Origin of the sequence: Acidovorax facilis (genome assembly GCF_050626955.1) — a bacterium.
GTDB classification, from domain to species: domain Bacteria; phylum Pseudomonadota; class Gammaproteobacteria; order Burkholderiales; family Burkholderiaceae_C; genus Acidovorax; species Acidovorax facilis.
Map to the genome: position 1 here is coordinate 5,160,386 of NZ_CP192460.1, position 12,333 is coordinate 5,172,718.

At 66.7% G+C, this 12,333-nt stretch carries 15 protein-coding genes; 5 read left to right on the forward strand and 10 right to left on the reverse strand.

What is annotated here, in order from left to right:
• Positions 1-92 precede the first annotated feature (92 nt).
• Both ACQ4MJ_RS23650 and ACQ4MJ_RS23655 read left to right on the forward strand, forming a co-directional pair.
• Complete coding sequence (locus ACQ4MJ_RS23650; protein ID WP_431151059.1) at positions 93-1,433, forward strand: ferredoxin reductase family protein; 1,341 nt, start codon at positions 93-95, stop codon at positions 1,431-1,433.
• Positions 1,434-1,707: 274 nt separating this feature from the next.
• Positions 1,708-1,857: a hypothetical protein gene (locus tag ACQ4MJ_RS23655; protein ID WP_431151057.1), complete on the forward strand. Its 150-nt coding sequence runs from the start codon at positions 1,708-1,710 to the stop codon at positions 1,855-1,857.
• Positions 1,858-1,893: 36 nt separating this feature from the next.
• Here ACQ4MJ_RS23655 and ACQ4MJ_RS23660 read toward each other — a convergent pair whose 3' ends face one another.
• The 5 genes from ACQ4MJ_RS23660 to ACQ4MJ_RS23680 all read right to left on the reverse strand — a co-directional run bounded on the left by ACQ4MJ_RS23660 (position 1,894) and on the right by ACQ4MJ_RS23680 (position 5,336).
• Entirely contained in the window at positions 1,894-2,247 is a 354-nt protein-coding gene (locus tag ACQ4MJ_RS23660) for a hypothetical protein (RefSeq protein WP_431151056.1), read from the reverse strand.
• Positions 2,248-2,346: 99 nt separating this feature from the next.
• Complete coding sequence (locus ACQ4MJ_RS23665; RefSeq protein WP_431173681.1) at positions 2,347-2,895, reverse strand: RNA polymerase sigma factor; 549 nt, start codon at positions 2,893-2,895, stop codon at positions 2,347-2,349.
• A gap of 173 nt (positions 2,896-3,068) precedes the next feature.
• Positions 3,069-3,272, reverse strand: a complete 204-nt coding sequence (locus tag ACQ4MJ_RS23670; RefSeq protein ID WP_010466405.1) for a YgaP family membrane protein — start codon at positions 3,270-3,272, stop codon at positions 3,069-3,071.
• Between the two features lie 126 nt (positions 3,273-3,398).
• The gene (gene thiL / locus ACQ4MJ_RS23675; RefSeq protein ID WP_431151052.1) at positions 3,399-4,382 is read right to left on the reverse strand and encodes a thiamine-phosphate kinase; all 984 of its coding nucleotides are present in this window, start codon (positions 4,380-4,382) and stop codon (positions 3,399-3,401) included.
• Between the two features lie 45 nt (positions 4,383-4,427).
• Complete coding sequence (locus ACQ4MJ_RS23680) at positions 4,428-5,336, reverse strand: LysR family transcriptional regulator (RefSeq protein ID WP_431151051.1); 909 nt, start codon at positions 5,334-5,336, stop codon at positions 4,428-4,430.
• 162 nt (positions 5,337-5,498) lie between these two features.
• On the opposite strand from ACQ4MJ_RS23680, the gene ACQ4MJ_RS23685 reads away from it, so the two are divergent.
• Complete coding sequence (locus tag ACQ4MJ_RS23685) at positions 5,499-5,723, forward strand: hypothetical protein (protein ID WP_431151050.1); 225 nt, start codon at positions 5,499-5,501, stop codon at positions 5,721-5,723.
• A complete protein-coding gene (locus ACQ4MJ_RS23690) occupies positions 5,705-6,103 on the forward strand; it encodes a tautomerase family protein (RefSeq protein WP_121508331.1) in 399 nt (132 codons plus the stop codon). Before ACQ4MJ_RS23685 ends, ACQ4MJ_RS23690 begins: the two co-directional genes overlap by 19 nt.
• Positions 6,104-6,124: 21 nt before the next feature.
• Here the strand turns inward: ACQ4MJ_RS23690 and ACQ4MJ_RS23695 are convergent, their stop codons facing one another.
• The 4 genes from ACQ4MJ_RS23695 to apaG all read right to left on the reverse strand — a co-directional run bounded on the left by ACQ4MJ_RS23695 (position 6,125) and on the right by apaG (position 11,091).
• Entirely contained in the window at positions 6,125-7,249 is a 1,125-nt protein-coding gene (locus tag ACQ4MJ_RS23695; protein WP_055395579.1) for a YbdK family carboxylate-amine ligase, read from the reverse strand.
• Positions 7,239-8,498, reverse strand: coding sequence for a cation:proton antiporter (locus ACQ4MJ_RS23700; RefSeq protein WP_121421423.1), 1,260 nt, complete (start codon positions 8,496-8,498; stop codon positions 7,239-7,241). Before ACQ4MJ_RS23700 ends, ACQ4MJ_RS23695 begins: the two co-directional genes overlap by 11 nt.
• 161 nt (positions 8,499-8,659) lie before the next feature.
• A complete protein-coding gene (locus ACQ4MJ_RS23705; RefSeq protein WP_431151049.1) occupies positions 8,660-10,687 on the reverse strand; it encodes a site-specific recombinase in 2,028 nt (675 codons plus the stop codon).
• A complete protein-coding gene (gene apaG, locus ACQ4MJ_RS23710; protein WP_431151047.1) occupies positions 10,684-11,091 on the reverse strand; it encodes a Co2+/Mg2+ efflux protein ApaG in 408 nt (135 codons plus the stop codon). Before apaG ends, ACQ4MJ_RS23705 begins: the two co-directional genes overlap by 4 nt.
• Positions 11,092-11,179: 88 nt before the next feature.
• Here apaG and rpe point away from each other — a divergent pair, with 88 nt between their 5' ends.
• A complete protein-coding gene (gene rpe / locus ACQ4MJ_RS23715; protein ID WP_431151046.1) occupies positions 11,180-11,860 on the forward strand; it encodes a ribulose-phosphate 3-epimerase in 681 nt (226 codons plus the stop codon).
• Positions 11,861-11,928: 68 nt separating this feature from the next.
• Here rpe and ACQ4MJ_RS23720 read toward each other — a convergent pair whose 3' ends face one another.
• The gene (locus ACQ4MJ_RS23720; RefSeq protein ID WP_218301452.1) at positions 11,929-12,321 is read right to left on the reverse strand and encodes a hypothetical protein; all 393 of its coding nucleotides are present in this window, start codon (positions 12,319-12,321) and stop codon (positions 11,929-11,931) included.
• Between the last annotated feature and the right edge of the window lie 12 nt (positions 12,322-12,333).

The following is a 12,333-nucleotide window of genomic DNA, read 5'->3' on the forward strand; positions in this document are numbered from 1 at the left end:
CAGATCAACCTCCGGCCACACACTGGCGCGCTTTGCCGCTGCTTCACACACTGTTCAGGTGGCGTTCATCGCGGGTTTCTACAGTTGCTGCATTGCAACAATTAGTGGGGCTGGTGATGTGGAAGAAGGTTTTGGGGGGCACTCTGGCGGTGGCCATGGGCGTGTGGATGTTGGCTTTGATCGTGCCCCAGCCTGCACCGCCCGCGTGGGGCGATGTCTGGTGGTGGCGTAGCCAGCTGATCCTGCTCACCGGGGTGGCAGCCTGGACGCTGATGTCGCTGATCATGGTGCTGGCCGTGCGGCCCGCGTGGCTGGAAAAGCCGCTCGGTGGCCTGGACAAGAGCTACCGCCTGCACAAGTGGGCGGGCATCGGCGCGATTGTGCTGGCGTTGCTGCACTACGGGCTGCAGCTGTCGCGCAGCCTGCTGGCTGACTGGGTAGGCCGCCCGGTGCGCACGCCGCGCGCGGATTGGTGGCTCAACACCTTCCGCCACCTGGCCGAGGAGATGGGGGAATGGGCCGTGTGGTTCCTCGCGGCCATGCTGGTCATCACGCTGTGGCAGCGGTTTCCGTACCACGTGTGGCGCTACCTGCACAAGCTGCTGGCCGTGGTGTACCTGGTGCTGGCCTTCCATGCCGTGGTGCTCACGCCGCCTGCCTGGTGGCAGCAGCCTGCGGGTGTGCTGGTGGGCCTGTGCACGCTGGTGGGGGTGCTGTGCGCCGTGCGCTCGCTGGCCGGGGCCATCGGGCGCAGCCGCCGCCATGCGGCCCGTGTGGTGAGCGTGTCGCCCCAAGGGGCTGGGGTGCTGGAAGTGACCTGCCAGGTCAGCCCCGCCAGTGGCTGGAAGCATGCGGCCGGTCAGTTTGCGTTTGTCACCTTTGGCCGTGCCGAAGGGGCGCACCCCTTCACCCTGCTCAATGCTGACCAGGGCAACGGCGTGCTGCGGTTTGCCATCAAGGCGCTGGGCGACCACACGGGGCAGCTGCCCCTGCAGGTGCAGCCGGGCCAGACGGTGAGCATCGAGGGGCCGTATGGCTGCTTTGACTTTCGCGGCGACAGCGCCACCGAGCAGGTGTGGGTGGCCGCAGGCATTGGCGCCACGCCGTTCATGGCCTGGCTCGAGTCGATGCAGTCCACGCCCGCGCTGGCGCCCCGGGTGCACCTGCACTACTGCGTGCGCCATGCGGGCGAGGCGGTGTTTGCCGAGCGCATGGCCGCGCTGTGCGCGCGCCTGCCCAGCGTGACGCTGGAGATCCACTACAGCGACGATGCTGGGCCCGTGACACCCACAGCGCTGCTGGCGGGCACCAGCCCGGCGGCGAGCGTGTGGTTCTGTGGGCCGCAGGGTTTTGCCGAGGCGGTGCGCCTGGGCATGCAGCAGCTGGGGCGCTCGCCTGCATGTTTTCACCAAGAGCTGTTCCAGATGCGTTGAGGCGGGGTTTTCTCCCCGGCGCTCCGGGTGGGGCTGAGGAAAAATGGGTCCAATTGCCACTCAGCGCTTTACAGGTAAGCGCAAATAGCTATTGAAAATGTAGCAAATGGTGCCCGTAATGTTGGCCGTGAGGTGCTCATGCCCCCGGCGCTACGAACGCGGTCAGCCTGTCCATGCGCCGTATCCAGTCCGCGGTGAAGATGAACTGGGGCTTGTCTCTCTTCACACAGGGCTCGATGTCCGGTGGGTTGTCGGCCGGGTAGGGCGAGGTGTCATGCACATCGCCCACATGCGTGCTGCGGTAGGCCTCCAACTGGTTTGCATCGCCCCGTGGGGCAAGCTTTTGGCCCAGAACCGCATGGCCTTTGCCGATGCGGGCGCGCAGTCCACGCGTGAAGCGTTGCTGACCATCATTGCGAAGTAGCCGGGGTCTTCGGCACCTGCCCCGCAGGGCGGACTCTCAGGCGGGAAACGATGGGCCGTGGGGCTGCAGGCACATGGGCCGCTCGTCGAAGGCCAGCCAGCCCAGCGCGTCGCACAGCGCCTGCACCCACGCGGTGTAGTCGGTGCGCAGCGAGCAATGCATGGCGAGCGGACCGTCGGATGCGTTGTCGGGCAGATGAAATTCCACGCCATGCCCGAGCACCGTGGCGTGGCCCCAGGTGGGCAGGGCCCACTCCAGGCCCGGCACCATCTGCGCGAGCGATGTTTTGATGTGATGGATGTCGCGCAGCACCAGCACCGTATCGGGTGAGAGCTCGTCGGTAGACAGCGGCAACCGTGCGGGCTGAAAGAACAGGTAGGTATAAGCCATGGAGCGCGATGTTGCACCTTGTTGCACGGGCCACGCACAAGCCTGCAGCGTGCTGCGTGAACTATTGCGCAACCCGTCCGATTGCGTGCGCAGCGGGGCTCAGCGAGCCGCAGGCGCCGATGGCACCAGGTACTCGCGCACCAGAGCCCTTGCCCGGTGCAGTCGGCTTTTGGCGGCCTCGCGCGTGGTGCCCAGGCGCCCGGCCATCTCCTCGATCGTGAGCTCCTCGAAGTCGCGCATTAGGAGCGCATCGCGGTAGATCGGTGGCAGCGAGTCGATGGCCAGGGCCAGGTCGTGGCGCAGCTCGTGGTCGGGGCGGTGCGACCAGGCGAGGTTGTCTTCGACTTGCGCCAGTGGCTCGGCCTTGAGCCACGCCAGCATCGGCCGCATGCACAGGCGCTGCACGATGCGCACCACCCAGCCACCAAACGCCGCCACCTCGCGCAGCGCGCCCACGCGGCGGTAAACGATGATGAGCGCCTCCTGCACCACGTCGTCGGTGGCCGTGGTGGCGGCGCAGTGGCGCAGCGCATAGTGGCGGATGTCGGGGCGGGTGAGGCGCAGCAGCTGCTCCATCGCCACGGCATTGCCGCTGCGCGCGGCGGGAAGCAGCTGGGCGAGTGTGGGTGCGGTCATGGGGTTGCTCATGGTTTTAGTTCTCCACAGCGCATTGCGCCACCCGCAGCCTGTGAAACCGGCGCGACCCCTGCGCGGGCCGCCGCGCAAGGGCCGCCCCGCCGCGATGGCTGCGTCCCCCTGCCCACGCGCAACGTGAGAGCGGGGGTGAAGGCGCGAAGCGACTCAGGGGGTGTTGTTTCATGTCATTCGACAGGCTTGCGGCCCACCATGGCGCAGGCGGGGCAGTAGCCAAATGCGCCGCTCAGGATGCTGCCAACGCCCGAGGCGGCCAGTGCCAGGCCCAGGGGCGATGCGGCCAGCCACCACAGGCCCGCAGCGATGAGGGCGACGCCCCCGACAACGCGCAGCAGGCTTTCGGGGCGGGTTATGTTTTTGCGGTACAGCATGGGAATGGGCTCCTTGGTCGGTTGAAGGAGGTGCCAACACAGGGCGCCTCCACCACCAAGAGCTGCGGGTATCGCAAAAGGATTCATGGTTTGCGAAAAAAAGTCGCGGCCAGTCACGGCTGCCCGTTACCGGAAATGGTCAAACGAGGCGTAGCGCTTGTCTACCGGTTGGCCCTGTGCATCCACCAGTTGCAGTCCAGGTGTCACCAGCACCGTGCCGATGCGGGTGACGGGCGTGCTGCTTGCCTGCGACGCGGCGGCCACCGCGTCACGCTGCGTGGGCGGGGCGGTGAAGGCCAGCTCGTAGTCGTCGCCACCTGCCAACGTGCATTGGCGAATTAATTCAGCATCAAATAGGGCTCCAGCGCTTGATGGATAAACGCTAGAAGCTATCATTTTTGAAGTGATGTGCGTGTCGATCCGGGCCCCTACGCCTGAGGCCTTGAGGATGTGCGACAGGTCGCCCAGCAGCCCGTCGCTCACATCCATGGCGCTGCTGGCCACGCCGCGCAGGGCCAGGCCCAGGGCCACACGCGGGGTGGGGCGCTCCAGCCGCTGGCGCGCGCGGGCCAGCACGTCGGCGGGAAGGGGGGTGTGGCCCAGCAGTGCCTCCAGCGCAAGGCGGGCGTCGCCCAGCGTGCCGCTCACGTAGATATCGTCGCCGGGCCGCGCGCCGCTGCGCAGCAGGGCCTGGCGGGGGGGCACCTCGCCAAACACGGTGATGCAGATATTGAGCGGGCCCTGCGTGGTGTCGCCGCCCACCAGCTCGCAGCCGTGGGCATCGGCCAGCGTCCACATCCCGCGCGAGAAGCCTTCCAGCCAGGCCTCATCCACCCAGGGTAGTGACAAGGCCAGGGTAAACGCCAGCGGGCGCGCTCCACAGGCCGCCAGGTCCGACAGGTTCACGGCCAGCGCCTTGTGGCCCAGGGCTTCCGGGTCCACGTCTGCGAAGAAGTGGCGGCCCTCTACCAGCATGTCGCTGGAGATGGCTAGCTGCATGCCGGGTGTGGGCGCGAGCAGCGCGCAGTCGTCGCCCACGCCCAGGGCCACGGCACCGCCCGGGCGCGCGGGGCGCGTGAAGTAATGTGCAATCAGGTCGAATTCACCCACGGTGCGGTCCTAAAGAATCGGAGGAAGAAAACGGCGCGAACCCGCTCAGTCGGTCGGCTCTGCGGTGGAAAACCACTGCGCCCAATGGTCGATGCAGGCCTGGATCTTGGGCAGCCGGTGCCTGCGGGTGAGTGTGATGGCATGGATGGGGCTGGGCTGCAGGTCCACGCAGTCGGCCAGCACCGGCGCCAGCAGGCCCTGGCGCACCAGGGGCTCAGCCACCACCGTGGCCAGGCGCGCAATGCCCAGGCCTTGGAGCGCCAAACGCGCGGTGATGGCCGTGCTGCCCGAGCGCCAGTGGCCCTCGGCCACCAGCACCTGCGGTTCGCCATTGATCTGGAAAGGCCAGTGGTTCAGAAACGCCACCGCGCTGTTGGTGATGAGCCGGTGCTGGCGCAGATCGTTGGGGCGCTGGGGCACGCCGTGTGTCTGCAGGTAGCCGGGTGTGGCGTACAGCGCGCGTGCCAGCGTGCCCAGCGGGCGCGCCACCACGGTGTCGGTCAGCGGCGGGCCGGTGCGGATGGCGATGTCGATGCCATCGCGCGCCATGTCGGCCATGCGGTCGTCCACTACCAGTTCCACACGCAGTTGCGGGTACTTGTGCTGCAGGCTGTCGAAGCTGGGGATCAGCAGGTGTTCGGCCACCACCGAGCTGGACGCCACGCGCACCCAGCCGCTGGGCTGGCCACTTTGCTGGGCGAACTCGCCCTCCAGCTCGTCGAGCGTGCCGGTGATGCGGCGGCAGTAGTCCAGAAAGGTCAGCCCCTCGGGTGTGGGTGTGAGGCCGTGGGTGGTGCGGTGCAGCAGCCGTGCGCCGCAGGCCTTCTCGATGCGGGCCAGCGTGCGCGAGACCTGGCTCACCGGCGCATCGCGCTCGCGCGCTACCGCCGAGAGCGAGCCCAGGTCGGTCACGCGCACGAACAGGTGCATGTCTTCAAAGCGGATATCGCGCATCGGGCAATGGTAACGGCGGGGGCCGGGGAGCCTCTGCACGAATCGTCGCGCTCGATGCGCGCACAGGCCCCTTGCAATCTGTGCAAAACGGCCTTGCAGCGCAGGCGGTTTCCGCCGTGCCCGGTGCTGCCTACAGTGGCTTCACCCTGAAAGGAAATGAGCATGTACCCACAGCACCTGCACCCCGATGACTACCAGCGACTGCGCGACGAGGCCAAGCGCCACGCGCTGCAGCTGCGGCAGGACGCGATTCGCGAAGCCCACACCTGGGTGGCGCGTGGGTTCCTGCGCATGGTCCGCCGGGCTTTCAACCTCGCGCGCACTGAAGCTGCGCCCATGAATCCTTCCACCCCGGAGCTGAAAACACCATGCCAACCCTTGTCCTGAAACTCGCCCCGCTACAAAACCCCGAGCGCTACCGGCAGCTGGCCAGCGCGCTGACCGACCTGACCGTGGACCTGCTGGGCAAGCGCCGCGAGGTGACGGCGGTGGTCATCGACGACCTGCCCGCCGCGCGTTGGCACATCGGCGGTGCGCCCATCGAGCAGCCCACGGCACTGCTGGAGATCAGCATCACAGAGGGTACGAACACACGGGAAGAGAAGGCCGCCTTCATCCAGGCCGCATTTGCTGAACTGCAGCGCCAGCTGGCCGGTGACGGCGCGCTGGCCACGGCCAGCTACGTGGTGGTGCGGGAGCTGCCCGCCAGCGACTGGGGCTATGGCGGGCGCACGCAGCAGGCGCGCAAGCTGGCGCTGGCGGCGTGAAGGTGCGGGTGCGAGGCGCGCTCAGGCTGGTGCGCCGCGAAAGCGCTGCGCTGCCTGGCGGCTGACCTCGGCCAGCAATTGCTCTTCGCGTTGGCGCTCGCGCAGCCAGCGCGCGTCGTTCTGGCCCGCCTCCGCCTCAGTGCGCAGCATGTGCATGGCGCTTGATGCGCCTTGCACGGCGGCGTGTCCGGCGATCTTGTCCATGGTCTTGAGGATGTGCTCGCGCAGCGGCATGTGGTCGCCCGTAGCCGGGTCTACATACACCGCATCCATGCCAAAACGGCAGGCCTGGAAGCGGTTGTAGGTGTACACAAGGTAGTCGTCTTCGGCGGGCATGAAGGGCTGGTCGGCCAGAAACCATGCGCCCAGCGACTGCACGTAGCCCGCGAGTGCGGCAGCGCGCTCAATGGTCAGTGGCGTGTCGAACACGCGGATCTCGATGGTGCCGAACTCGGGCTTGGGGCGAATGTCCCAGTAGAAGTCCTTCATGCTCTTGACCACGCCGGTGCGCGTCATCTTGTCGAAGTAAACCGTGAAGTCGTCCCAGGTCAGGGCCATGGGGGCGCGGCCTGACAACGGAAACGCAAACACCGAGTTCAGGCGTGCCGAGTCGAAGGCCGTATCCTGGCCCTGCACATAGGGGCTCGATGCCGACAGTGCGATGAAGTGAGGGATGTAGCGCGACATGCGGTGCAGCATGAGCAGCGCGGCGTTCGCGTCGGGGCAGCCGATGTGCACGTGCTGGCCGAAGATGGTGAACTGCTTGGACAGGTAGCCATACAGCTCGGACAGCTCACGAAAACGCGGCTTGTCGTAGATGCGCCGCTCGTGCCACTGCTGGAAGGGGTGCGTGCCGCCGCCCACCACGGCGATGTTGAGCTTGTCAGCGCTTTTGACCAGCGCATCGCGGATGGGCGTGAGCTGGCCCAGCACTTCGCTGGCCGAGTGGCAGATGCCGGTCGATATCTCGATCATGCTGTTCGTCATCTCGGGCACCACGCTGCCGGGCAGCGGGGTTTTCTTCATGAGGCGCAGCATGTCCTCGGCATAGGGGGCCAGGTCGTAGTCGTTGGTGTTGACGAGCTGCAGCTCCAGCTCAACACCCAGCGTCAGCGGTTCGGAATGGTTGAAGGCTTCAAGACTCACGGCTGTTTTCTCCGTTGTTGCTGCGGGTCAATGGCGCCCAGGGTTTGGAGCTTTCGCCCGCACGGTAAATGGCCACGGTGGCGATCACGGCGCCCAGCACCTCCATCAGCAAGATGGCCGGCAGCGCCACACCGGCAATCACATGGCCGGTGGAAGGCGAGGCCAGCACGAACTGCGAGGCGATCAAGAGTGCGATGGACGACATCGGTGTCATCGCGCAGCCCACCCACAGCGCCTGCTTCCAGCTCGCACCGCTGCCCACGTTGCCCAGTGCCACGCCGGTGGCCTTGGCCACCAGGCGCACGGCAATCAGGGCCAGCACCACGCCGGCCACCGGAGCGCTCCAGTCGGCCTGCGCCGCCACGGTAGAGACCAGCACAAACATCAGCATGGTGAGCAGTGACGACGCATTGCCCAGCTGGCGGGGCCAGGCCCAGGGGCGCGGGTTGAGTTGCTTGAGCAGCATGCCGCCCAGCAGTGCGGCCAGCGGCGCCGAGCCCCCCATGTGCGCTGCGACGGCGGTGCCCGCCGCGACCAATGCCAGAAACAGCATGGAGGTGTTTTCGCTCGTGGGGCTCATGAAGCGCAACGCCATGCGCAGCACCAGGGCCAGCACGGCGGCCACGATGATGGAGACGCCCAGCACCACCATCACGGGGTACACGGTCTCCACCATGGTGACGCTTTGGCGGTTGATCAGCTCGGCCTTGGCGCTGCCCAGTGTCAGCGCGTATAGCGTAGAGAGCGTGGTGAGCACGATGGCGCGTTCCGTCACGGGCCCGGCGGCGCGGGTGTCGGCCACCACGCGCGTGAGCACGGCGGGTGAAGCCGCGAGCGCCACCAGGGCCAGCGGCCCGGCCACCTGCGTGGGCAGGTTCAGCCACACCAGCACCCAGTACACGGCGAAATAGGTCAGCACCGATTCGGCAATGCTCTGCACCAGCACCATCGGGTTGTGGCGGAACCAGCGCAGCGGAATGCGGCCACCACATTCAAAGAGCACCAGGGCAATGCCCAGCTCCAGCAGGAACAGGCCAATGCCCTGCAGCGGCCACACGGCACCGCTGAACCCGGCCAGCCCGGCGGCGGTGCCTACCAGCGAATAGCCGAGCACCTTGGGCAGGCCCGTGTGGCGCTGCGTGAGATAGCCCGCCATGGCGGCCACGGCCAGCAGCAGCGACCATTGCACCGTGGGCAACCCGGCCGAGGGGCGCAGCCACTGCGCCCAGAAGGTCAGGATTTCGTTCATGTCATGGAACCTCTGCGTCAGACGGGCGGTGCCCGTTGGTGTGAAAGGGCCCGCGCACAGGCCCTCCGCAGATGGGAGGGGGTGCGCTTGGGCGTTGGTGCCCCGAATTTACAGGCGGAAACATTCCGGCCATGTAGGACAGATGCGGCGGTTGCCCGCCGTCAGGCCTGCGACGATACACCAACGCTGGCTTGCCGCGCTGGCACAAAAAAGCTCAGGGGCGCGCTGCGCAGGCGGGCGCGAATGGCGGCGTAGATGCGCGAGCGGTCTACACCGCTCACGTTTTGCGCGCGCAGCGCGAGGCTGAAGGCCAGATAAAAACTGACCGACACATTCAGCGCACCCAGAAAGGGCAGCGAGGCCACGGCCCACCATAACGCGGGCAAATGCAGCACCTGCAGGCCCAGTGCGGCGCTGGCGGCAGCCACCTGGCCGGTGGACAGCGTGACGTGGCGCACATCGAGCCCCAGCCCAAAAAAAGCGGCAAACGCGGGCACCAGGCCGAGCATGAAACCCAGCGAGACATTGGCCGCAAGGCCCGAGAGGTTTTCGCGCAGGAAGCGGGCCCAGCGCGCGGCGCGCTCGGCGCCCAGCAGCCCGGTGATGCGCGGGTTGTAGTGCAGGGCTGAGTCCATGCGGTGGAGCACAAACCAGTTCTCCGTCCAGCCCGCAATGATGCTGGATGCAAACAGCAGCACCCCGGTAAAGGCCGCAAAAAACAGCGAAGGCCCGAGCAGGTGCAAGGATGCGAGCACATGCTCTGCCTCCTTCACGCTGATGGCGGGCCCGCCCGTGGCCAGGGCAATCAGCGTGGCCAGCGCCAGCACGGCGGGAAACACCACCAGCACGTTGCCCAGCACGGCCGCCACCTGGGAGCGCACCAGGTGCGTGATCTCATCCACAAACGCCTCGATCGCGCCGCCCGAGCCCAGCTCCTTGAGCTTGGCTGCCATGGCCGGCGCCGTCATGGCCGGTTGTTTGGTGGCCACCGTGAAGTGCAACAGCTGGATCAGCACAAAGCTCACGGCGTAGTTGACCCCCGCCATGAACCCGCCCCAGAACGCTGACAGCGCCAGCGCATGGAGGCCGAACTTGGTCAGTGTGGTGAACGCCATCAGCGCACCGCCGCCCGCCGCCTTGCGCAGCATGGCGCGGTATTCGGTGCCTGTGCGGGTGATGTAGTGCTCGCCCGTCTCGGCGCTGCGCTCGGCCACCTTGGCCGCCAGCAGCGAGGAGTTGGACGCCAGCAACGCGCGCAGGCTGCGCCGCTCCTGTCCCACCATCACCAGGTGCGCCATGAGCTGCGCCGCCGTGACGGCTGGTTGGGCCGACAGCAGGCAGTCGAGCAATTCGCGCACGCGCAGGATGCGCTCGCGCAGCTGCCGCAGGCGAAAGACCAGGCCCACTGAAATGCCGTTGTCTTCGAAATGCGTGTACACGGTGGCCGCCGCCGCGCGGCAGGCCTCCAGGCGCTCGCGCAGGCGCTGGGCCGACTCGTTGAGCCGGTCAGGCGTGCGCAGCGCATGCAGCACCTCCACGCGCAGGCTCTCCACATCGCGGATCAGTGCATGAAAAGGCTGCGCCTCGCGCGCGGATTCGCTCATGCGCAACCGGAGTTCGGGGGCAAAGCCGGTCGAGAGAATCTGCCCCGCGCAGTAAGTGATGGCGTCGAGCAGGGCGCGGTGCCAGCGCGTGGCGCCACCGGGGCTGTTGTTGCCACCCGGGGAAGCCAGCAACTCCACCAGCCGGTTCAGCTGGGCTTCGTCGAGCGCCGCGAGCCACTGGGCGTCAAAAGCGCTGGGCAGCGCCAGCATGAAAAGCTCGGACGCGTCGATGGTCTCTGGGCTGCCCGGCAGCAGCTTGGTGCGCAGACGTTCCGCCATCTCGCTGACCAGCGCAGTGCGGGGCGCAAAGCCAAAATCGGCCAGCAAGGTGGTGATATCGACCTGGCCCACCAAGGTGGCCCACCAGGCTTGCAGCCGCTGCTGGAGATCGGGCCGTGCCGCGACCGCATCGATGAAAAGCTGCACCCGGCCCACAGCGGCAGGCACCGAATCGCGCTTGCCGCGCACCCAGTCCAGCAGGTGGATGAGCCACAGGTGGCGATGGGCCAGGTCAGCGGCCGGGTCGAGAGCCGCCAGAATGCTGGCCAGGTCGGAATGCGGGGTGTGGGGGCAATAGCGCTTCAATGCAGCACCCGGCCGCTCAAAGGTTCGCCCGAAGGGCCGTGGCAGATCGCCTCCAGCACGAACAACGGCACCGGGCTGTTGAAGGGCTCGCCATCTTCGGCCACGCAGTGAAAGGTGCCGTGCATGGTCCCGCTGGAGGTGCGAAGCCGGCAACCGCTGGTGTACTGGAACGATTCGCCCGGCTTGAGCAGCGGCTGGTGGCCCACCACGCCCAGGCCCTTGACCTCTTCGGTGTGGCCCCGGGAGTCACTGATGATCCAGTGGCGCGAAATCAGCTGCGCAGGCGTTTCCCCGGAATTGGTGATGGTGATGGTGTAAGCGAAGCTGAACACCCCCGTGTCCGGCGCAGACTGCTCGGGCAGGTATTCGGGCAGCACTTCCACGTCAAACTGGTACTTTGGCATGGGGCGAATGGTAACCGTGGAGATTCGTAAAAAGTGCATGTCCATGGGGTAAAACCCCAGACCTGCTGCGCTTTGCGACAATCGGGGGATGAGCCGCACATTCCGAATCGCCCCCTCCATCCTCTCCGCCGACTTCGCCCGCTTGGGTGAAGAGGTGCGCAATGTCATTGCCGCTGGCGCAGACTGGATCCACTTCGACGTGATGGACAACCATTACGTGCCCAACCTCACCTTCGGCCCCATGGTGTGCCAGGCGCTCAAGCCCCATGCCAAGACCGCCGCCGGTGTGGCCGTACCGATCGATGTGCACCTGATGATCCAGCCGGTGGACGCCCTGGCCGCCGCGTTTGCCGACGCGGGTGCGGACTACATCAGCTTTCACCCCGATGCCTCGGGCCATGTGCACCGCAGCATCCAGGCCATCCGTTCCAAGGGCGTCAAGCCCGGCCTGGTGTTCAATCCGGCCGAGCCGCTGGATATGCTGGACTGGGTAATCGACGACATCGACCTCATTCTCATCATGAGCGTGAACCCTGGCTTTGGCGGCCAGAGCTTCATCGACTCGGCCCTGCGCAAGATCGAAGCTGTGCGCAAGCGCATCGACGCCTCGGGCAAGGACATCCGCCTGGAAGTGGATGGCGGCATCAAGACCGACAACATCCGCCGCGTGGCCGATGCGGGTGCTGACACCTTTGTGGCGGGCAGCGCCATCTTTGGCAAGCCCGACTACCAAGGCGTCATCGACGCGATGCGCGCAGAACTGGGGTGATCTCCTGAGCCGCTGCGCAGACTTTGCGCGGTGGCCGTTTTCACAGACCACGCCTTCCTGGAGCTCGGTTATTGTTGCGCAGGGACGGTGATCGTCGTGGTGGTCGATTCACGCAACACGCCGCCGCCGGACACCGAGCCACTCGCCGGGCTGCTTTGCACACGGCGCATGCAATCAGCCTGGTCGGCAGCCGTCTGGAACGCAGCACAACGCTGTGTGGCGTTGTCGTTTGCGGCGGCTCCAGGGTTGCTCAGATCGCCCTTGCGCGAAGCATCCAGCGCGTTGTTGGCCTCGCGCAGGCAGGTGGCCAGACTGTCCTGGGTGTTGTTGGTCATGCACTTTTCCCGCTCCTGCTCATAGCGTGCCCGCGCATCCTGAGGCGGCGTTTGTGCGGATACACCCGCGCATGCCAGCAGCAAGGCGGCGGTGAAGAGGGGGGTGGCAAAGGGAATGCGGTTCATGAAAGGGCTCCT